At 63.7% G+C, this 18,571-nt stretch carries 16 protein-coding genes; 10 read left to right on the top strand and 6 right to left on the bottom strand.

The features are described 5' to 3' along the window. Window positions 1-205: 205 nt before the first annotated feature. The 4 genes from mntR to EJ069_RS02090 all read left to right on the top strand — a co-directional run bounded on the left by mntR (window position 206) and on the right by EJ069_RS02090 (window position 3,471). Window positions 206-664 carry a manganese-binding transcriptional regulator MntR gene (gene mntR, locus EJ069_RS02075; protein WP_042647014.1) on the top strand — a complete coding sequence of 153 codons (459 nt, stop codon included), beginning with the start codon at window positions 206-208 and terminating at the stop codon, window positions 662-664. Window positions 665-758: 94 nt separating this feature from the next. Further along, on the top strand, window positions 759-947 hold the full coding sequence (locus EJ069_RS02080; protein ID WP_126059848.1) for a hypothetical protein: 189 nt from the start codon (window positions 759-761) through the stop codon (window positions 945-947). 176 nt (window positions 948-1,123) lie between these two features. Next, entirely contained in the window at window positions 1,124-2,038 is a 915-nt protein-coding gene (locus tag EJ069_RS02085; RefSeq protein ID WP_126059849.1) for a neutral zinc metallopeptidase, read from the top strand. Between the two features lie 164 nt (window positions 2,039-2,202). After that, the gene (locus EJ069_RS02090) at window positions 2,203-3,471 is read left to right on the top strand and encodes a TCR/Tet family MFS transporter (RefSeq protein ID WP_126059850.1); all 1,269 of its coding nucleotides are present in this window, start codon (window positions 2,203-2,205) and stop codon (window positions 3,469-3,471) included. A 6-nt stretch (window positions 3,472-3,477) separates the two neighbouring features. Here the strand turns inward: EJ069_RS02090 and EJ069_RS02095 are convergent, their stop codons facing one another. Together EJ069_RS02095 and carA are read right to left on the bottom strand one after the other, a co-directional pair. Then, window positions 3,478-3,813: a helix-turn-helix transcriptional regulator gene (locus EJ069_RS02095; RefSeq protein ID WP_245456418.1), complete on the bottom strand. Its 336-nt coding sequence runs from the start codon at window positions 3,811-3,813 to the stop codon at window positions 3,478-3,480. A gap of 371 nt (window positions 3,814-4,184) precedes the next feature. Then, window positions 4,185-5,387 (bottom strand): glutamine-hydrolyzing carbamoyl-phosphate synthase small subunit, encoded by a 1,203-nt coding sequence (gene carA / locus EJ069_RS02105; protein ID WP_126059853.1) that lies wholly within the window; start codon window positions 5,385-5,387, stop codon window positions 4,185-4,187. Window positions 5,388-5,649: 262 nt separating this feature from the next. Here carA and EJ069_RS02110 point away from each other — a divergent pair, with 262 nt between their 5' ends. Next, the gene (locus tag EJ069_RS02110) at window positions 5,650-6,099 is read left to right on the top strand and encodes a GatB/YqeY domain-containing protein (RefSeq protein ID WP_126059854.1); all 450 of its coding nucleotides are present in this window, start codon (window positions 5,650-5,652) and stop codon (window positions 6,097-6,099) included. Between the two features lie 76 nt (window positions 6,100-6,175). Here the strand turns inward: EJ069_RS02110 and EJ069_RS02115 are convergent, their stop codons facing one another. Then, window positions 6,176-7,174 carry a hypothetical protein gene (locus EJ069_RS02115; protein ID WP_126059855.1) on the bottom strand — a complete coding sequence of 333 codons (999 nt, stop codon included), beginning with the start codon at window positions 7,172-7,174 and terminating at the stop codon, window positions 6,176-6,178. A 283-nt stretch (window positions 7,175-7,457) separates the two neighbouring features. On the opposite strand from EJ069_RS02115, the gene EJ069_RS02120 reads away from it, so the two are divergent. Beyond that, window positions 7,458-8,168, top strand: a complete 711-nt coding sequence (locus tag EJ069_RS02120) for a DNA helicase (RefSeq protein ID WP_126059856.1) — start codon at window positions 7,458-7,460, stop codon at window positions 8,166-8,168. A gap of 99 nt (window positions 8,169-8,267) precedes the next feature. Here the strand turns inward: EJ069_RS02120 and EJ069_RS02125 are convergent, their stop codons facing one another. Beyond that, complete coding sequence (locus EJ069_RS02125) at window positions 8,268-8,654, bottom strand: DUF983 domain-containing protein (protein ID WP_126059857.1); 387 nt, start codon at window positions 8,652-8,654, stop codon at window positions 8,268-8,270. A 131-nt stretch (window positions 8,655-8,785) separates the two neighbouring features. On the opposite strand from EJ069_RS02125, the gene EJ069_RS02130 reads away from it, so the two are divergent. Then, entirely contained in the window at window positions 8,786-10,144 is a 1,359-nt protein-coding gene (locus EJ069_RS02130) for a PLP-dependent aminotransferase family protein (RefSeq protein ID WP_126059858.1), read from the top strand. Window positions 10,145-10,173: 29 nt separating this feature from the next. Here EJ069_RS02130 and EJ069_RS02135 read toward each other — a convergent pair whose 3' ends face one another. After that, a complete protein-coding gene (locus EJ069_RS02135; protein ID WP_126059859.1) occupies window positions 10,174-11,355 on the bottom strand; it encodes an MFS transporter in 1,182 nt (393 codons plus the stop codon). A 101-nt stretch (window positions 11,356-11,456) separates the two neighbouring features. After that, window positions 11,457-13,121, bottom strand: a complete 1,665-nt coding sequence (locus EJ069_RS02140; protein ID WP_126059860.1) for a Na/Pi cotransporter family protein — start codon at window positions 13,119-13,121, stop codon at window positions 11,457-11,459. 359 nt (window positions 13,122-13,480) lie between these two features. Here EJ069_RS02140 and EJ069_RS02145 point away from each other — a divergent pair, with 359 nt between their 5' ends. From EJ069_RS02145 to rpoD, 3 genes are all read left to right on the top strand, one after another. Beyond that, entirely contained in the window at window positions 13,481-13,843 is a 363-nt protein-coding gene (locus tag EJ069_RS02145) for an RcnB family protein (RefSeq protein WP_126059861.1), read from the top strand. A 137-nt stretch (window positions 13,844-13,980) separates the two neighbouring features. Then, window positions 13,981-15,927, top strand: a complete 1,947-nt coding sequence (gene dnaG / locus EJ069_RS02150; protein ID WP_126059862.1) for a DNA primase — start codon at window positions 13,981-13,983, stop codon at window positions 15,925-15,927. Between the two features lie 429 nt (window positions 15,928-16,356). Then, a complete protein-coding gene (rpoD, locus tag EJ069_RS02155; RefSeq protein ID WP_126059863.1) occupies window positions 16,357-18,384 on the top strand; it encodes an RNA polymerase sigma factor RpoD in 2,028 nt (675 codons plus the stop codon). Window positions 18,385-18,571 lie beyond the last annotated feature (187 nt).

An 18,571-nucleotide genomic window follows, 5' to 3' on the forward strand; every position in this document is an offset into this window, starting at 1 on the left:
TGTCAAACGTGCCTCTTATCTATGCCACAGCTCAACATTATGCAATATGCTATATTTCATTGATCATGCTTTCGTGATCCGCGGGAGCAAGTTCCAGGGCGGGCGGCGGAAACGCCGGTTGCACCCGCGCGGGAATGCAAATAAACGGCCGGGTCATCAGGGGTTTCGTGCTATGGATGCGATCCCGATTCAGGAGGAGCGCATATTGGCGCTTAGGAACAAACCAGTTCGACGCGAGGAGCCGCTTCCCGATGCCGAAATCCATTCGGAAGGATTCCGGCAGCAGCGCCAGGCGCGCCGCAGCGCGCTGGTCGAAGACTATGTCGAGCTGATCGCCGACCTGATCGAGGACGGCAACGAGGCGCGGCAGGTGGATATCGCGGCAAGGCTCGGCGTTGCGCAGCCGACGGTTGCCAAGATGCTGACCAGGCTCTGCGCCGACGGGCTGGTCTCGCGAAAGCCCTATCGCGGCGTGTTCCTGACCGAGACCGGCCGCAAGGTCGCGGAGGAAAGCCGCATCCGCCACCAGACAGTGGAAGCCTTCCTGCGCTCGCTGGGCGTCAGCGCCGAGACGGCGCGCATCGACGCCGAAGGCATCGAGCACCATGTCAGCGCCGAAACGCTGGACGCTTTCCGCCGGGCGATGACGCATCGCCAGGCGTAGAGCTCGATCCATCCGAGCGCTTGAGAGCGGAACCGACTGATCTTCGCCGCATTACTTTCCACATCCCGCGATTATCGCGCTTAGGGAGGAAGCAATGGGCATCGAACAGGCACCGACCGCCAAGGGAAGGCAGGCGGCCAGGGAATTGCGGCAGGCCGCCGCCGGAGACGAGCGCAAGACCGAAGCCGAGACCGGCCATCCGCTGAAGAAGGGCGCTGCACGTTTCGAGGAACGGTCGAAAAGTTCGGACGGCAAGAGCGCCGGCGCCAAGCAGAAAAGCTGAGGTTTTCAGCCGGTTTATCGGGAGTGGAAATTAACCAGCCGATCGGAGTTTCCTCCGGCCCGCGCATTTTTCGGGCGCGAAAAATTCTGTGACTTGGGCTGGCCGTTGCGATAGTTGTCAGCACGGGGCGGTCGCGGGCCAGCCCCTCCAGGACATTCGCATTGCGAGGAGTTGCCATGCTTTGGAGAGGCCGTCGTCAGAGCGACAACATCGAGGACGAGCGCAGCGACAGCGGCGGTGGCGGCGGATTGGGTGGCGGCGGTCAGTTCCGCGTCCCGATCGGCGGCCGCACCGGCGGTGGCGGCAGCATCCTCCTGGTCGTCCTGGTTGTGCTCGCGGGATGGTATTTCGGCTTCGACCCGTCGCAGATCCTGGGTGGCGGCGACGGCGGCTTGCTGCCGGGCGGCGGCGGCCAGATCACCGAGACACAGGACAATGGCAACGCGCCCGCCAATGACGAGATGAAGCAGTTCGTCGCGACCGTGCTTGCCGATACCGAGGACACCTGGACCGGCATTTTCAAATCCCAGGGGTTGACCTACGAGGACCCCAGGCTGGTGCTGTTCAGCGGCCAGGTTCGTTCGGCTTGCGGTTTCGCTTCGGCGGCGGCCGGGCCGTTCTACTGCCCGGGCGATCACAAGGTCTATCTCGACATGACCTTCTTCCAGCAGCTCGACCAGCAATTCGGCGCTTCCGGCGAGTTCGCGCGCGCCTATGTGGTGGCGCATGAGATCGGTCATCACGTGCAGAACCTCACCGGCATCATGGGCAAGTTCAACCAGATGCGGCAGGGCATGAGCGAGGCTGACGCCAACCAGCTGTCGGTGCGCATCGAGCTTCAGGCCGATTGCTTCGCCGGGGTGTGGGCGCATTTCACCCAGCAGAAGGGCATTTTGGAGCAGGGCGACATCGAAAGCGCGTTGAACGCGGCCAAGCAGATCGGCGACGATACGCTGCAGAAGAAGATGCAGGGCTATGTCGTGCCGGAAAGTTTCAACCATGGCACTTCGCAGCAGCGGCAGACCTGGCTGGCGCGGGGCTTCAAGAGCGGCAAGCTGTCCGACTGCAATACGATGAGTGGTCCGATCTGAGGTGCACTGCCGCTTCATTTTCCGAGACAGTCCGTGATCCGTGCCAGCTGGCAAGTGGTGTCAGCATAAGGCGTTTGCGTTCGTTCGCGGATTGTTCTCATCGCTGACCTCGCCTATAAGGTCCGTCCCGCCGTGCCCCAGGGCGGATGGAGGAGCTTGTCGCCATGATCGACCCGAAAACCGCCAAGCGGGGCCTTGCGCTCGTTTTCACGACGCTTTTGCTCGACATCATCGGCTTCGGCATCATCATGCCGGTGCTGCCGGCCTATCTGGAGGAACTGAGCGGCGTCAGCGTCAGCGAGGCCGCCATCGAGGGCGGCTGGCTGTTTTTCGTCTATGCGGCGATGCAGTTCTTCTTCGCGCCGATCATCGGCGGGTTGAGCGACCGCTTCGGGCGCCGGCCGGTCCTGCTCGCCTCGGTGCTGACCTTCTCCATCGACAATCTGATCTGCGCCATCGCCTGGTCCTATCCGATGCTGTTCATCGGCCGCGTGCTCGCCGGCATTTCCGGCGCCAGCTATTCGACGACATCGGCCTTCATCGCGGATATCTCGAACGACGAGAACCGGGCGAAGAATTTCGGCCTGCTCGGCATCGCCTTCGGCGTCGGCTTCGTCATTGGCCCGGTGCTGGGCGGGGTGCTCGGCACGTTCGGGCCGCGTGTGCCGTTCTATTTCGCCGCCGCGCTTGCCTTCGTGAATTTCCTGATCGCGATGGTGTTCCTGCCGGAAACGCTGGACGAAAAGCACCGTCGGCCCTTCGAGTGGAAGCGCGCCAATCCGGTCGGCACGCTGATCCAGATGCGCAATTATCCGGGCATCGGCTGGATCGGGCTGGTGTTCTTCTTGATGACGCTCGGCCACATGATGTATCCGGCGGTGTGGGCGTTCGTCTCCAACTACCGCTATGGCTGGAACCAGCAACAGATCGGCTTCTCGCTCGGCGCCTTCGGCCTGTGCGGCGCGATCATCATGGCGACGGTGCTGCCGCGGATCATTCCGAAACTCGGCGAGTGGAAGACGGCGGCGATCGGATTGACCTTCACCGCGCTCAGCGCGTTCGGCTATGCGTTCTCGACGCAGGGCTGGATGATCTATGCGGTGATCGTGGCCGGTTGCCTGGAGGCGCTGGCTGATCCGCCGCTCAGAAGCCTCGCCGCCGCCAAGGTGCCGCCGTCGGCACAAGGCGAATTGCAGGGCGCGATGACCTCGATCTTCTCGATCACTTCGATCATCACGCCGCTGCTCTACACGGCGATCTTCTCCTGGTTCACCAGCCCGGCGGCGCCGGTCGTGTTCGGCGGCGCGCCCAATGTGCTTGGCGCGATTTTCCTGACGCTGGCGGTCATTGTCTTCGTGACGAAGGTGGCCAAGCCGACGCCGAAGGAAGTCGAGCGCATGCACACGCAGGAGCCGCTGATCGACACGGCTTGACGATGACTAAGGCTCGATCCATTCGCTGGGGACATCGAGCGCCTTCGCCAACGTTGCGCTGGTCTGCTCTGACGGCTTACGGCGATTGGATTCGAGGTCCGACAGGAAACCTTGGCTGACACCGATCGCCGCCGCCAGTTCGGCCTGGGTAAGCTTCCGCCAGTTGCGTAGCGCCTTTAGTCGACTGGAGCCGCGCAAGACATCCATGGTCACGTCTGCCGGCAGCGCCCTTTCGGTTTTGAGGTCGGCTTTGCGCTCGTCATATATGGCGACATCCGCAGCATCTTCGAGAGCCTCTTCGGCGGCATGCAGCAACGCCTCGTAATCCGCCTTGGGGATCACGACCAATTCCTCGCCGGTCGAGGTTTTGATGATTTGCGGGGCATTCATGACATCTTGTCCTGCTATGACCTGCTGTAGGTTGTTGTCTCGCGTTTTCCTATGTAGATCGCTAGGATAGTGGTGCGATCCTCATCGAATATAACTCGGTAGCGACCGATCCGCAGCCTGTAGCCGTCTCTACCGGATAGGCGCTTTACATCTCCTCGACCGCTTATCGCGTAATCTATCAGGCCGTCAGATACTTGGTTCCGAACGTCGGCGGGTAGATTGTCTAGATCACGAGCCGCGGCCGCCGAGACGATGATGGTCTTCACCGGATATCGCTGCTCTTGCCTCTATTTTTGCGATATTATAGCTAACTAACGGGTGTGTCAACGTTCCGCCAAAGCTTCCTCGCCGCGCCGCTCGCGGATCAGGTTGACGAAGCGGCGGAAGAGGTAGTGCGAATCCTGCGGGCCGGGCGAGGCCTCGGGATGATGCTGGACCGAGAACACTGGACGGCCGGTCAGCGCGATGCCGCAGTTGGATCCGTCGAAGAGCGAGACGTGGGTTTCCTCGACGCCTTCGGGCAGCGAGTCGGCGTCAACGGCGAAACCGTGGTTCATCGAGACGATCTCGACCTTGCCGGTGGTGTGGTCCTTGACCGGATGGTTGGCGCCGTGGTGGCCCTGATGCATCTTCTCGGTCTTGCCACCGAGCGCCAGCGCCAGCATCTGATGGCCGAGGCAGATGCCGAACACCGGAATGTCGGTCTTCAAGAGGTTCTGGATCACCGGCACGGCGTATTCGCCGGTCGCTTCCGGGTCGCCGGGGCCATTGGACAGGAAGATGCCGTCCGGCTGCATGGCGAGGATTTCCTCGGCGCCGGTCTTGGCCGGGACGACGGTGATCTTGGCGCCCAGGCCCGCAAGCAGGCGCAGGATGTTGCGCTTGACGCCGTAGTCGATGGCCACGACGTGCATAGACGGCGCGTCCTGCTCGCCATAGCCCTCGTTCCACACCCACGGCGTCTCGCGCCAGACCGAGGACTGGCCCGACGTGACCTCCTTGGCCAGATCGAGGCCGATCAGGCCCGACCATGCCGCGGCTTGGCGCTTCAGGTCCTCGATGTCGAAAACGCCGTCGGGCGCATGCGCGATGACGGCATTGGGCATGCCCTTCTCGCGGATCAGCACGGTCAGCGCGCGGGTGTCGATGCCGGACAGCGCGACAATGCCGCGCCGCTTCAGCCATTGGTCGAGATGGCCGGCGGCGCGATAGTTGGACGGATCGGTGACATTGGCCTTGAAGATGGCGCCGACAGCGCCGGCGCGGGCCGCCGGATGCAAGTCCTCGATGTCCTCGTCATTGGTGCCGACATTGCCGACATGCGGGAAGGTGAAGGTGACGATCTGGCCGGCATAGGACGGATCGGTGAGGATCTCCTCGTAGCCGGTCAGCGCCGTGTTGAAGCACACTTCCGCGACGGCCGATCCGGTGGCGCCGAGACCGCGGCCCTCGATCACCGTGCCGTCGGCGAGCACCAGAAGGGCGGTCGGCTTTTCGGTGGCCCAGGGGGCGGTGATCGTGGCCATGGCGGCACTCCTGTCAGGCGCTGCGACTGGTCGACGGGACCACTCGCGCAGCAAAGCGCGCGAAGCAGGATTTCCCAGCCTCCGCGCGTCAACTCATTGTCTCATGCAGGACCGAGTACATAGGCGAAGGCGCCCGAACGGTCAATGCGGACACCGCCAGCCAGCTCTGATTTCCATTCGTCCAGCAATATCAGCGGCTTGCGGTAATTTGCGTTACCCGTTCGGCGAAGCTATTGTCCGCCGCATTCGAAGGAGAAGCACAATGCGCGAGAAAATCGCCGAATCCATGAAGAGCGCGATGAAGGCGCAGGACAAGCACCGCCTGCCGACGCTGCGGCTGATCCAGGCCGCCATCCACGACCGCGACATCGCCAATCGCGGCGCCAGCAAGCCGCCGGCGAGCGAGGAGGAGATCCTGCAGATCCTCGCCAAGATGGTGAAGCAGCGAGAAGAATCGGCCAAGGCCTTCGAGGATGGCAAGCGGCCGGAACTGGCGGCGCAGGAGCGCGGCGAGATGGAGATCATCCGCGAATTCCTGCCGACGCAGCTCGACGAGGCGGCGATCCAGGCTGCGGCGCGCGAGGCGATCGCGGTGACGGGCGCCGCCAGCCAGAAGGACATGGGCAAGGTGATCGGCGCGCTGAAGCAGAAATATGCCGGCCAGATGGACTTCGCCAAGGCGAGCGCCATCATCAAGGGGCTGCTGCAGTAGAAGTGGCAGCCTCAGAGCCCCTTATTTTTTCGCAATTCCGGACGGAAAATCGTTACACACTTTTCCTGGAATTGCTTCAGTCCTGGCAGATCGGCACCGGCTGCGGGGGTGGCGCCGGATGGTCCTTCTTGTATTGCGCGATGATCGGCTCAAGCGTCTGCTTCGGCCAGAATTTGGGCGTGCCGATTTCCTTCAGACAGGAGGCGTTCCAATAGGTGCCCGCGCTTGAGAGCGCCTGGCCTGCGGCCTTGGCGCGCGCAACGGCGGCGATGTCGCGCGATTCCGGATAGATGTAGAGCGTCGTCGGGCTGTTCTTCACGAGGGGGATGATCTGCTCGGCATCGGCCGGCGACCAGCTGGTGCAGCCATTGCTGCGGCCACCGGCGTAATTCACCAGCTTGCCGTAGGGCACAAGGCCGTCATGGTCGGCGTAAGAGCTCTGCGGGTTCTTGCGCATGCACAAGCCCTTCAGGATGGCCGCCGGATGCCCGCCGATGACGCGCTGCCTAGCGTTCGCCGTCTCGCCTTCGCCGTCGAACTGGATGAAGCTGCGCATGAACACCGCGTTCTGCGCGCCGAGGCGATAGTATCCCTTGAAGGACGTCTTCGTTTCGGCGGTCATATAGGCGCCGCCGGCCGTCAACTCGGAATCCATCGCGTTGCCGAAATTCTTCGCGCAACGCCTGCCGTTGGAGAAATCGGCGACGCCTTTCAGGTTGCGGCCGCCGCCATGGCCCGAGGAAACCGCGCGGAAGAGCTGCTTGGCTTCGCAGATGATGTAATAGCGCTGGCCGAGCACGCTGTTGCCGAGGTCGCCAGGACGCGTCGCGTCCATGGCGAAGTAGCAGGGATTGCTGACCGAGCCGTCGCTGACTTTCTTCTGGTAGAGCGCGCGTGCCCGCTCCAGCACGATTTCAGAGATCTGGCCCTCTCCATCGCCGACATGGCGCTGCAGCCAGTCGGGAATGTTGGACGGCCGCAAGGCGGCAAACGAGCTGACCGATGCCGTCAGAGCGGCCAGGATCACGACCAAACAGAAGACGACCGCGCCCAGCGGAACAGATCTCAACCGCACCCTTTTGCCCCTCCTGTCGAAATGTCTCGTAGCTGTGAATCACCGGGACCGATCATAGAAGGTCTCGCACGCATCGGCGAAACACTTCTAGTTTAGCGACGCCTTTTGCAGGTCGGATTTCGGGTCCGCTTCGATTGCGCTATGATCTGATTCCGGCGCGCCCACGCCTCCTCCCTCCATCGGGAAGCATCGTTCATGCAGGGCAGTCCATCACCCAACCAACTGTTCGGGCGCCACGCATAAGGAGGGGTTGCCAAGACTGCTCGCGGCAGGAGGTTTTTCGATGCGGCTTTCCGCACCCGTCTATCATCTGAAACGCCAGGCGAGGCTCTTGTCTCGCCGCGAAAATGTCCCCCTTCACGAGGCGCTCGACCGCGTTGCCGCCAAGGCAGGCTTTGGCAGCTGGAGCCTGCTTGCGGCAAAAGCCGCCGAAGTCGCGCCTGGCGACAGGCTGCTGGAGCGGCTTATGCCCGGCGACATGGTCCTCGTGGCGGCACGGCCTGGGCAGGGCAAGACGCTGATGAGCCTCGAACTCGCCGTGGCGGCCATGAAGCAGGGCAGTCTCGCCGTATTCTTTACCCTGGAATACATGCATGCCGACATCCTCGACCGGTTCCGGGACATCGGCGCCGACCCTGCGGATTTCGACCATCTGTTCACCTTCGACAATTCCGACGCCATCAGCGCCGCCTACATCATCGAGGCATTGTGGTCGGCGCCGCGCGGCACGCTGGCGGTCATCGACTATCTGCAGCTGCTCGACCAGAAGCGGAACAATCCCGAGCTCATGGTCCAGATACGTGCATTGAGGTCGTTCGCTCGGGAACGTGGGCTGGTGCTGGTCTTCATCTCGCAAATCGACAGATCATATGATCCCGCCAAGAAGCCGTTTCCGGATACAGGCGATATCCGGCTGCCGAATCCGCTCGACCTATCGCTGTTCGACAAGGCCTGTTTCCTCAACAAGGGCGAAATCCAGTTCCAGGCGACTTGAGAGCGATCCGCGTAGGGGGCATGCCGGTCTCGACCTCGACCTGAATCTGGACAAACCCGTGGGCCGCGAGACGAACCCATGATCGAAACCGGGTCAAGGTCACTCGCCGGGCCTGGCCAGCCTTCCTTCTTCCGCCTTGTGGTAGAACTGGCTTGCCACGAGCCAGCCCTTGAGCGGCCTGAGCGGCGGGATGCAGGTCGCGAGAACGATCGGGATCGAAACGAAGGCGTGGAACCACATGGAGGGCTCGAAAGTCACCTGCGCCCAGACGGCGAACAGCACCGAGGGCACACAGGCAAAGCAGATGACGAAAAAGGCCGGGCCGTCGGCGGGATCGGCAAAGGAATAGTCGAGCCCGCAGACCTCGCATTTCCGCGCCAGTTTCAGGAATCCGTCGAACAGGTGGCCCTCTCCGCAACGCGGGCAGCGGCCGCGGATTCCCACCTGCCAAGGCACCAGGGGTGGATAATGCGCAAGGTCTTCCATGATCGTCGCTCCAGTGGATCTCGCGTGAGGTCAGCCCGGCCTTGAGATCTCGGTTGCATACATATACCATTCTTGTATGCAGACAATGCGACAAAATGTATGGATGCGAATGAGTGACCCGAGAAAGTGACATGGGCTGGCTTCCGGTTCTGGAGGCGGGACCGCGACCGGTCTATCTCAAGATCGTCGATGCCTTGGCGGATGCCCGGTCGGGCGGCCGGTTGCAGCCGGGCGACCGATTGCCGCCGCAGCGGGAACTCGCCAGGCTCCTCGGGGTCGATCTTACGACCGTCACGCGGGCGTTTTCCGAAGCCAGGCGCAGGAATCTTATCGACGCGACGGCGGGCCGCGGCACCTTCGTCACGCCGGGCGAACCGGAAGAGCCTGTCCTCGATCTCAGCATGAACATCCCGCCGGCACCCGCCGGCCTCAACCTGCCGGCCTTGATCCGGACGGGCATCGAGGGGCTGCTCAAGCGCTCCAGCGCGGAAGCGCTGCTTTCCTATCATCCCGGCCCAGGCTCGCCCGCGGAGCGCGCCGCCGGCTCGTCCTGGCTCGCCGCAACGGGAGACAGGCTGCCGGTCGACAGGGTCGTTGTCGGTTCGGGTGCGCAGGCGCTGCTCACGGCCGTCGTGCTGGCAGAGACGCGCGAGGGCGACACGATCCTTGCCGACGCGCTGACCTATCCCGGGCTGATCGCGCTGGCCGGGACCACGCGGCGCAAGCTCGCCGCCGTCGCAAACGACGGTGACGGCATGCTGCCGGACGATCTCGAAGAGGCGGTGCGGCGGCACGGCGCACGTGTCCTCTATCTCAATCCGACGCTGCAAAATCCGACCGCATCCGTCATGGCCGAAGGCAGGCGGCGCGAACTCGCCCGCATGGCCGACAAGCTCGAGCTGACCATCGTCGAGGACGATCCCTACAGAAGGCTGCTCGTCACACCGCCGCCGGCCTTTCTGACCCTGGCGCCTGAACGAACCTTCCATGTCGCGACATTGGCGAAATGCATCTCGCCTTTCCTGCGCACGGCCTTTCTGGCGGCGCCTGATCCGCAGGCCGCCGAGCGCATCGCGGCAGCGATACGCGGGACCACCATGATGGCGCCGCCGCTGATGACGGGCCTCGCCTGCGAGTGGCTGCGAAGCGGCCTAGCCGGGGAGATCACCGCCGCCGTGCGCGCCGAAGCGCAGGCCAGGCAGGAGATCGCGCGCAACATCCTGCCCAAGGGCTTTGCGGCATCGGAGGCCAGCCTGCATCTGTGGTATCCGCTGGAGAGCCGGTTGCGCTCGGGCGAACTCGCCGACATTGCCCGCCGTCGCGGGCTGGCCATCAGCCCCGCGGAAGAGTTCGCCGTCGGGCCGGACTTCGCCAATGGGTTTCGACTGGCGCTCGGCGCCACGCCCAACCGCGACCGATTGACGGAGGGCCTTGAAAGCCTCGCTTCCATCCTTTCGGGAGTGCCGGGCTCCTCGCGACCGAAGGTCTGAAGCAGCAAACCGTGGCTTGGCGCGGCCCGTTACTCGGCCGCCGCCGGCAGCGGCGGCGTCGCGCGGCTGCGCCATTCCCAGGCTTGCGAGCCGATAGCCACCACCACCGCCACCAGCATGGCCAGGGCGCCTGCGAGCGGCAGGCTGCGATAGCCGTAGCCGGCATTGAGCATCGCAGCACCCATCGACGCAGCGAGCGCGATGCCGACATTGAAGCCGGACGGGATCAGCGCGGAAGCGAGGTTGGAGGCATCGGCCGTCCAGGCGAGGATGCGCGTCTGGATCGGCGCGCCGATGGCGAAATTCAGACCGCCCCAGATGACGATGGCGACGATCATCGGCACCGGGTAGGGGCTGACAAGATGGATGACGCCGAGCGCCACCGCCTGCAGGGCGAGCATGACGATCAGCGACGGCATCAGCTTCCAGTCGGCGAGCTTGCCGCCAACCAGGACGCCGATCGTGGCGCCGACGCCGTTGAGCAGCAGCACCCACGGGATAAGGCTTTCGTCGAGGCCGGTCACTTCGAGCAGCATCGGCGTGATGTAGGTGAACAGCGCGAACTGGCCGATCATCAGCATCAGCATGAGGATCAGCGAGGTCCAGACCTGCTGGCGGCCAAGCACGCGAACTTCGCGCGCCAGCCCGGCGGGCCGGCTGGCGGCGCCCGCCGTTCGCGGCAACAGCGCCAGCATGGCTAGGATCGCGACGAGGCCGAGCACGCCCATCACCCAGAAGGTGGCGCGCCAGCCCCACAGGCTGCCGATCGCGGTGCCGGCGGGCACGCCGATCACGTTGGAAACGGTCAGCCCCGAGAGGATCACCGCGACCGCCCGGCCTCGCTGGTCCTCGCGCACCAGGCTGACCGCAACCACCATGGCGACGCCGAAATAGCAGCCATGCGCCACGGCGGTCGCGATGCGCAGCAGAAGCATCGCGGTGAAATCGGGCGCCAGCGCGCAGGCCACCTGGCCGAGTGTGAAGGCGATCGTCAGTCCGATGAGCAGCGTCTTGCGCGAGACCTTGCTGGTCATGAGCGCCAGCAGCGGGCCGCCGATGGCGATGCCGCAGGCATAGCCGGAAACGAGATAGCCGGCGGTCGGCACCGAAACGCCGAGACCTTGCGCCACCTCCGGCAGCACGCCGGCGATGACGAATTCGGTGGTGCCAAAGGCGAAGGCGGCAAGGAAAAGGGCAATCAGCGGCAGCATGGTTCAAAACATAGGCGAGGAATGCATGGCCTCAAACCACGCCTGGGCGGGCGCGGCAATGGAGAAATTGTCGATACCGCTTTAGCTTTTCTTGAGTTCCCTCAGCTGGCCTTCAGCCGCGAGCCGCCGAGCAGGCCGCGCTCCTCGAGCACCGGATAGGCGATCGAGGCCAGCAGCGAGTTGATCTGCTTCAGGTCGCGGATGGTGTCGAGGTGGATCGAGCTGGTCTCGACGCTCTTGGCGGTGCCTTCGCGCAGTCGCAGGAAATGGCTGGCGCTGGTTTCCTTCTCGCGCTCGCGCAACAGGTCCTTCTCCAGAACCAATTGCCTGGCGGTTTCCGGGTCGCGCGAGACGAGCACGTTGAAGGCGAGCCGCGCATTGGCAAGCACGGAAGAGTGGAAGGCGAAAAGCTCCTGCCAGCCTTCCGGCGTGAACTCCAGGCCGCGCTCCAGCTTCTTCCTGACATGCACCAGCATGTTGCGCACGATGATGTCGCCGACCTGCTCCAGCTTGACGCAGGCGCCGATCAGCTCCTGGCAGCGCAACGCCTCGTCCTCGGTCAGCGGGTTCCGAGTGACTTTGGCTAAGTAGAGCTTGATCGCGGCGTGCTTCCGGTCGACGCGGTCGTCGAGCGCGGCAAGCGCCTTGATCTTGGCGGGGTCGGCATCCTCATAAAGCTCGATGATGCGCTTCAGCATGATCTCGACGATCTCGCAAACCCGCACCACCTCGCGCGTCGCGTTGGCCAACGCCTGGCTCGGCGTATCGAGGGCGCTCTCGTTCAGCGCCGACAGCTCCACGACCTCGAGCGTGGCGGCCGGCTGCGGCGTGCTGCCCAGCGCCACGATCTTTTCGGAAGCGCGGTAGACGAGGCCGGCCAGCGGCAGTCCGGCCAGCAGGATCAGCACATTGAACAGGATGTGGGCGTTGACGATCTGATCGGGCGCGCTTCTGCCGAGGAAGCCGACATCCGGCTTGAAGGTCATGATCAGGACCAGCATGATCAGCGAGCCGAGGCCGCGCATCAAAAGATTGCCGACCGGCACGATGCGCACCTCGGGCGGGGCCGACCGCGTCAGCATCGGCGCAATCAGCGACGAGCCGAGATTGACGCCCAGCACCAGCACGACGCCGAGTTCCGGCGTGATCAGCCCGCGGCCTGCCAGCGTCGCCATCAAAAGCACAGCGGCGATGCTCGACTGGAACAGCCAGGTGACCAGCGCGGCCAGCAAGTAGGTGGTGATGGAGTCGCCGGAGAAATAATTGATGATCAGCGGCATCAGCTGGCTGTTGCGCAGCGGCTCCGACGCCTGGCCGATCATCTCCAGAGACAGGATCAGAAGGCCGACGCCGATCAGGATGCGGCCCGTCTGCCGCCAATCCCGCCGCTCGGTGGCCATGAACATGACCGTGCCCGCGATCAGGCAGAGCGGCACCAAAAGCGTCAGATCGAAGGTAAGCAGCTTGGCCACCAGCGCCGAGCCGATCTCGGCGCCGCGCACAGCCAGTTGTCCGGCGGCGCCCGAAACGATGCCGGCGCCGGCGAAGGAGCCGACCAGCAGCGTCACCGCGGTCGAGCTCTGCAGCGCGACTGCCAGGCCGCAGCCTGTGAGCACCGCCATGACCGGATTGCGCATGGTGGCGCGCAGCCTGTGGCGCAGCACGTCGCCATAGGCGCGCTCGACCCCTGTCTTCACCATACGGGTGGCGAACAGCATCAGCGCCACCGCGCCGGCAAGGTGCAGGAGGACGACGGAGCCGCTCACAGCCAACCCCGCGGGGTTGCTGCGGCGACGTGGAGAGGAGTACGAATCTTAGCCATTCAACGCGTCGAAATATACCAATTAAGATTAGCCGAATAATAGATTTCTCTGATGCGATGATCGTCTCGGCTCGACGGCGCATGTCGGAAATGAACGGAGAAGGCATTGGTTGCATGCGCTTGGCGGCTGCGGTTCGCTTCATGATGCCCAACGCTTGGCGGCGTGGCCGGAGGAATCCGCGGTGTTGTTGAAGCGGCTCGAGCAAGCATCGGAAATCATTACAGAATTGTAATTCCAGCGTTCAGTTCGGTTCATCCATTGGCGGTTACTCCTGCGTCTATCGACAACAAGGAGTACCGACCATGAAGCGTCTCATACTTTCCGCCGTCACCGCCTCGATGCTGGCCGCCTCGGCCTTCTCCGGCCAGGCCGCGCCGATCGCCCAGCCGAGCGCGCCGCAGTCGAATTACACGCAGGTCGACTGGCAGAAGCCCGGCCGGCATGTCGACAAGCGCGTCATCGTCAAGAAGAAGGTCGTGAAGCGCAGCCATTGGCGCAACGGTCAGAGATACCCCAACTGGAAGCGTCACCAGCCGGTCCGCGACTGGAACCGCTACGGCCTGCGCCGCCCCGGACCCGGCCAGGAGTGGATCCGCGTCGGCAACGATTATGTGCTGGTCAGCATCCTGTCCGGCATCATCTTCGGCGCGATCGCCGCGCAGTAAACCGCGACAACCGGTAATGCAGAAGGCGGCCGCCCCGGCCGCCTTCTTTTCGTCTGTGAAAAGCGGGTACGATGGGCCGGACAGAGTCGCAGCGCCCGGCCGGCTTGATTATATGGAGGGCAAACGAGCTTTCTTAGATGCGCTTTCCACCCGCCTTCCTCGACGAGATTCGCGACCGCGTGCCGATTTCATCGGTGATCGGCACGCGTGTCGCGTGGGACAGGAAGAAGACCAACGCATCGCGCGGCGACTATTGGGCCTGCTGCCCGTTCCATGGGGAGAAAAGCCCGTCCTTCCACTGCGAGGACAAGAAGGGCCGTTATCACTGCTTCGGCTGCTCGGTGTCGGGCGATCATTTCAAGTTCCTCACCGAGCTCGACGGCATGAGTTTTCCCGAAGCGGTCGAGAAGATCGCCGAAATGGCCGGCGTGCCGATGCCGGTGCGCGATGAACGGGAAGAACGGCGCGAGAAGGAGCGCGCCAGCCTGACCGAGGTGATGGAGATGGCGACCGCCTTCTTCCAGGAGCGACTGCAGAGCGCCGACGGTGCCAAAGCCCGTGCGTATCTCAGGGAGCGCGGACTGACGTCGGCGACGCAGCAATCGTTCCGGCTGGGCTATGCGCCCGACAGCCGCAACGCCTTGAAAGAGCATCTCGCCGCGAAGGGCGTGCCGAAGGCCGATATCGAGGCCTGCGGGCTGGTGCGGCATGGCGACGACATTCCGGTTTCCTATGACTGGTTCCGCGACCGCGTTATGTTCCCGATCCCGGATTCGCGCGGCAAGATCATCGCCTTCGGCGGTCGCGCGCTGGCGCCGGATGCGCTCGCCAAATACATGAACTCGCCCGACACCGAGCTCTTCCACAAGGGCAACGTGCTCTACAATTTCGCCCGCGCCCGCAAGGCGCTGGCGAAAGGCGGTACGGTGATCGCGGTCGAAGGCTATATGGACGTTATCGCGCTGGCGCAGGCCGGCTTCGAGAATGCCGTGGCGCCGCTCGGCACCGCGCTCACCGAAAATCAGCTCGAGCTGTTGTGGCGCATGGCGCCCGAGCCGGTGCTTTGCTTCGACGGCGACAAGGCAGGATTGAAAGCGGCATGGCGTGCCGCGGATCTGGCCCTGCCTTCGGTGCAGGCAGGACGCTCGGCGCGGTTTGCGCTGCTGCCGGAAGGCAAGGACCCTGACGATCTGGTCAAGGCAGAGGGGCCGGATGCGTTCCGGGCAGTGCTGGCGGAGGCGCGGCCGCTTGTCGATCTCCTGTGGATGCGGGAGACCGCCGGCGGCGTCTTCGAAACGCCGGAACGTCGCGCCGAACTGGGAAAGACGCTGCGCGAACTGACCAGCCGCATCCGCGACGAGAGCACGCGCTACCATTACCAGCAGGCTATGCGCGAGCGGGAGCTGAGCTTCTTCGGCTCACAACGCAATGCTCGGCAGGGTCGCCAGGATGGCGGCCGGCCGGGAGAGCGCGGCCAGGGCAAGGCCGCGGCGCCCGGCGGGCAGTTCGCTAAGGGCGGAAGCGGCCGCATCGCGATCACTGAAAGCCTTGGCCAGTCGGCGCTGGTCAAGCGCGCCGGCGAGGGGATGTCGGTGCGCGAGGCGACGATCATCGTGGCTCTGGTAAACCACCCGGCGCTGATTGACGAGAATTTCGCCCATGTCGAATTCCTCGACCTCGCCAATTCTGATTTGAAGAAACTCCACGCCGCCATCCTCGACGCGATGGCGCATGACGCGGCCGACGAGCGCGGCGCGGTCATCGCCACCATCGAGCGCGCCGGCTGCGGCGGCATCTGGGAGCGGGCGGTGGAGCTGATCAAGCGGGCGCGGCAATGGCCGGCGCTCGAAACCGCCGCGCTCGACGACGCCCGCGACGCCTTCAACCAGGCGATGCACTTGCAGCGCAGCGCCCGCACCTTACATAGAGAGCTGAAACAGGCGCAGGCGGCGCTCGATGCAGACCCTTCGGACGAAAACTTCCGGCATCTCGTCGAGATTCAAGCGCAATTCAACGATGTGCAGGCAACGGAAGCGCTGATCGAAGGGTTCGGCGTTTCATCGGGCAGGGTTGGCCGCGTTTAGGGCCGAACACCACCCATTGGAAGTGAAGTGGAAATGCGCAGCGCGTCGAATCGACGCCTCTAAGTCGGGTAATTGATTCGCTTTTTTCATGCGAATCATGCCAGAGGCGCTTGACCTTCTGGCAGATTGGCGGAATCAGGACGATTCGAAACGTTAACCGTGCCCCGGCGTCGGCGGGAAATTTGAGCGATGTGAGGTGCCGGTGACGGCTGGACAGGCAAAACGCCTGCTCCAGATATCAGGGTTAATCTGGACTTAATGCATGTCGCCCAAAAGTGAAAACCGGTGTGGGGCAAACGAGATGCACAAAACAAAAGAGATGACGCGGTTGCCCGGCCGGTAAAAAGCATTCCGGTACGAGCACATCCGGCGTAACCGGTCCGACAGTTTACGCGGCCTCGATATTGGGCCGCTTGGAGACGACAAAGAATGGCGACAAAGGAAAAGGAAGAGGTCGAGACCGAACGCGAAGGCGCCACCGATGGCCCTCTGCTCGACCTTTCCGACGATGCTGTCAAGAAGATGATCAAGGCCGCGAAGAAACGCGGCTATGTCACGCTCGACGAATTGAACGCGGTGCTGCCCTCGGAAGAGACGGATCCGGACCGCATCGAAGACATCAACGCGATGCTCAGCGACATGGGCATCAACGTCGTCGAGGATGACGAGCAGGGCGAAGAGGCCGAGGCCGAGCCCGCCGGCGACAGCGAGGAAGACGCCAACGAGCTTGCCGAGCAGACCGGCACCGCCGTTGCCGCCACGACCACCAAAAAAGAGCCGACCGATCGCACCGACGATCCGGTGCGCATGTATCTGCGCGAGATGGGCTCGGTCGAGCTTCTGTCGCGCGAGGGCGAAATCGCCATCGCCAAGCGTATCGAGGCCGGCCGCGAAACGATGATCGCGGGTCTGTGCGAAAGCCCGCTGACCTTCCAGGCCATCATCATCTGGCGCGACGAGCTCAACGAATCGAAGATACTGCTGCGCGAGATCATCGACCTCGAAGCGACCTATGCCGGTCCCGAGGCCAAGCAGGCGCCGGTGGTCGAACGCGTCGAAGAAACGGCCAAGCCCGAAGAGAAGCCGCGCGGCCGCGCGGCGGCGCGCGAGGAAGAAGACGACATCACCAATGTCGGCGGCGATACGCGCGGGCTGGAGGAAGAGGAAGACGACGAGGACGAGGCCAGCCTGTCGCTGGCCGCGATGGAAGCGGAACTGCGCCCGCAGGTGATGGAGACGCTCGACGTCATCGCCGACACCTACAAGAAGCTGCGCAAGCTGCAGGACCAGCAGGTCGAGAATCGTCTCGCCGCCGCCGGCACGCTCTCGCCAAGCCAGGACCGCCGGCTGAAGGAACTGAAGGACCAGCTGATCAAGGCGGTGAAGTCGCTGTCGCTCAACGCCGCGCGCATCGAGGCGCTGGTCGAGCAGCTCTACGACATCAACAAGCGCCTGGTGCAGAACGAGGGCAAGCTTCTGCGGCTCGCCGAGAGCTATGGCGTGCGCCGCGAGGAATTCCTCAAGGAATATCAGGGCTCGGAGCTCGATCCGAACTGGACCCGCTCGATCGCCAATTTGACCTCGCGCGGTTGGAAGGAATTCACCAAGAACGAGAAGGACACGATCAAGGAGCTGCGCGCCGAGATCCAGAATCTCGCTACCGAAACGGCGATCTCGATCCTGGAATTCCGCAAGATCGTGAACCAGGTGCAGAAGGGCGAGCGCGAGGCCGCGATTGCCAAGAAGGAAATGGTCGAGGCGAACCTGCGTCTCGTCATCTCCATCGCCAAGAAATACACCAACCGCGGCCTGCAGTTCCTGGACCTCATTCAGGAAGGCAATATCGGCCTGATGAAGGCGGTCGATAAGTTCGAATACCGTCGCGGCTACAAGTTCTCGACCTACGCCACCTGGTGGATCCGGCAGGCCATCACCCGCTCGATCGCCGACCAGGCGCGCACCATCCGCATTCCGGTGCACATGATCGAGACGATCAACAAGATCGTTCGCACCTCGCGCCAGATGCTGCACGAGATCGGCCGCGAGCCGACCCCGGAGGAACTGGCGGAAAAGCTCGCTATGCCGCTGGAAAAGGTGCGCAAGGTCCTGAAGATCGCCAAGGAGCCGATCTCGCTCGAAACGCCTGTCGGCGACGAGGAGGATTCGCATCTCGGCGACTTCATCGAGGACAAGATGGCGATCCTGCCGATCGACGCGGCGATCCAGGCCAATCTGCGCGAGACGACGACGCGGGTGCTTGCCTCGCTGACGCCGCGCGAGGAACGCGTGCTGCGCATGCGCTTCGGCATCGGCATGAACACCGACCACACGCTGGAGGAAGTCGGCCAGCAGTTCTCGGTGACGCGCGAGCGCATCCGCCAGATCGAAGCCAAGGCGCTGCGCAAGCTCAAGCATCCGAGCCGGTCGCGCAAGCTCAGAAGCTTCCTCGACAGCTGATCCGCAGGTCAGACAAGCAAGTCCAAAGGGCGCCTTGGGCGCCCTTTGGCGTTTCCGGCCACCTTTCATGCCGCCTTGCCGCATCTGCCCGACAGGAGGATAATTCCGGTGTCGGATGCATTTGTGGGCGACAAGCCGGATGCCCGCCCCGGCGCCGGTCGTAACGGCGTCGCGCTCCGTGGCTCCC

It is taken from the genome of Mesorhizobium sp. M2A.F.Ca.ET.043.05.1.1 (genome assembly GCF_003952445.1).
Lineage (GTDB): Bacteria > Pseudomonadota > Alphaproteobacteria > Rhizobiales > Rhizobiaceae > Mesorhizobium.

What these genes read in the sequence shown, in the direction of transcription:
- EJ069_RS02080 (WP_126059848.1), top strand. Translation starts at nt 759, where the DNA reads ATGGGCATCGAACAGGCACCGACCGCCAAGGGAAGGCAGGCGGCCAGG.
- EJ069_RS02085 (WP_126059849.1), top strand. Translation starts at nt 1,124, where the DNA reads ATGCTTTGGAGAGGCCGTCGTCAGAGCGACAACATCGAGGACGAGCGC.
- EJ069_RS02090 (WP_126059850.1), top strand. Translation starts at nt 2,203, where the DNA reads ATGATCGACCCGAAAACCGCCAAGCGGGGCCTTGCGCTCGTTTTCACG.
- carA (WP_126059853.1), bottom strand. Translation starts at nt 5,387, where the DNA reads ATGGCCACGATCACCGCCCCCTGGGCCACCGAAAAGCCGACCGCCCTT.
- EJ069_RS02110 (WP_126059854.1), top strand. Translation starts at nt 5,650, where the DNA reads ATGCGCGAGAAAATCGCCGAATCCATGAAGAGCGCGATGAAGGCGCAG.
- EJ069_RS02120 (WP_126059856.1), top strand. Translation starts at nt 7,458, where the DNA reads ATGCGGCTTTCCGCACCCGTCTATCATCTGAAACGCCAGGCGAGGCTC.
- EJ069_RS02125 (WP_126059857.1), bottom strand. Translation starts at nt 8,654, where the DNA reads ATGGAAGACCTTGCGCATTATCCACCCCTGGTGCCTTGGCAGGTGGGA.
- EJ069_RS02130 (WP_126059858.1), top strand. Translation starts at nt 8,786, where the DNA reads ATGGGCTGGCTTCCGGTTCTGGAGGCGGGACCGCGACCGGTCTATCTC.
- EJ069_RS02135 (WP_126059859.1), bottom strand. Translation starts at nt 11,355, where the DNA reads ATGCTGCCGCTGATTGCCCTTTTCCTTGCCGCCTTCGCCTTTGGCACC.
- EJ069_RS02145 (WP_126059861.1), top strand. Translation starts at nt 13,481, where the DNA reads ATGAAGCGTCTCATACTTTCCGCCGTCACCGCCTCGATGCTGGCCGCC.
- dnaG (WP_126059862.1), top strand. Translation starts at nt 13,981, where the DNA reads ATGCGCTTTCCACCCGCCTTCCTCGACGAGATTCGCGACCGCGTGCCG.
- rpoD (WP_126059863.1), top strand. Translation starts at nt 16,357, where the DNA reads ATGGCGACAAAGGAAAAGGAAGAGGTCGAGACCGAACGCGAAGGCGCC.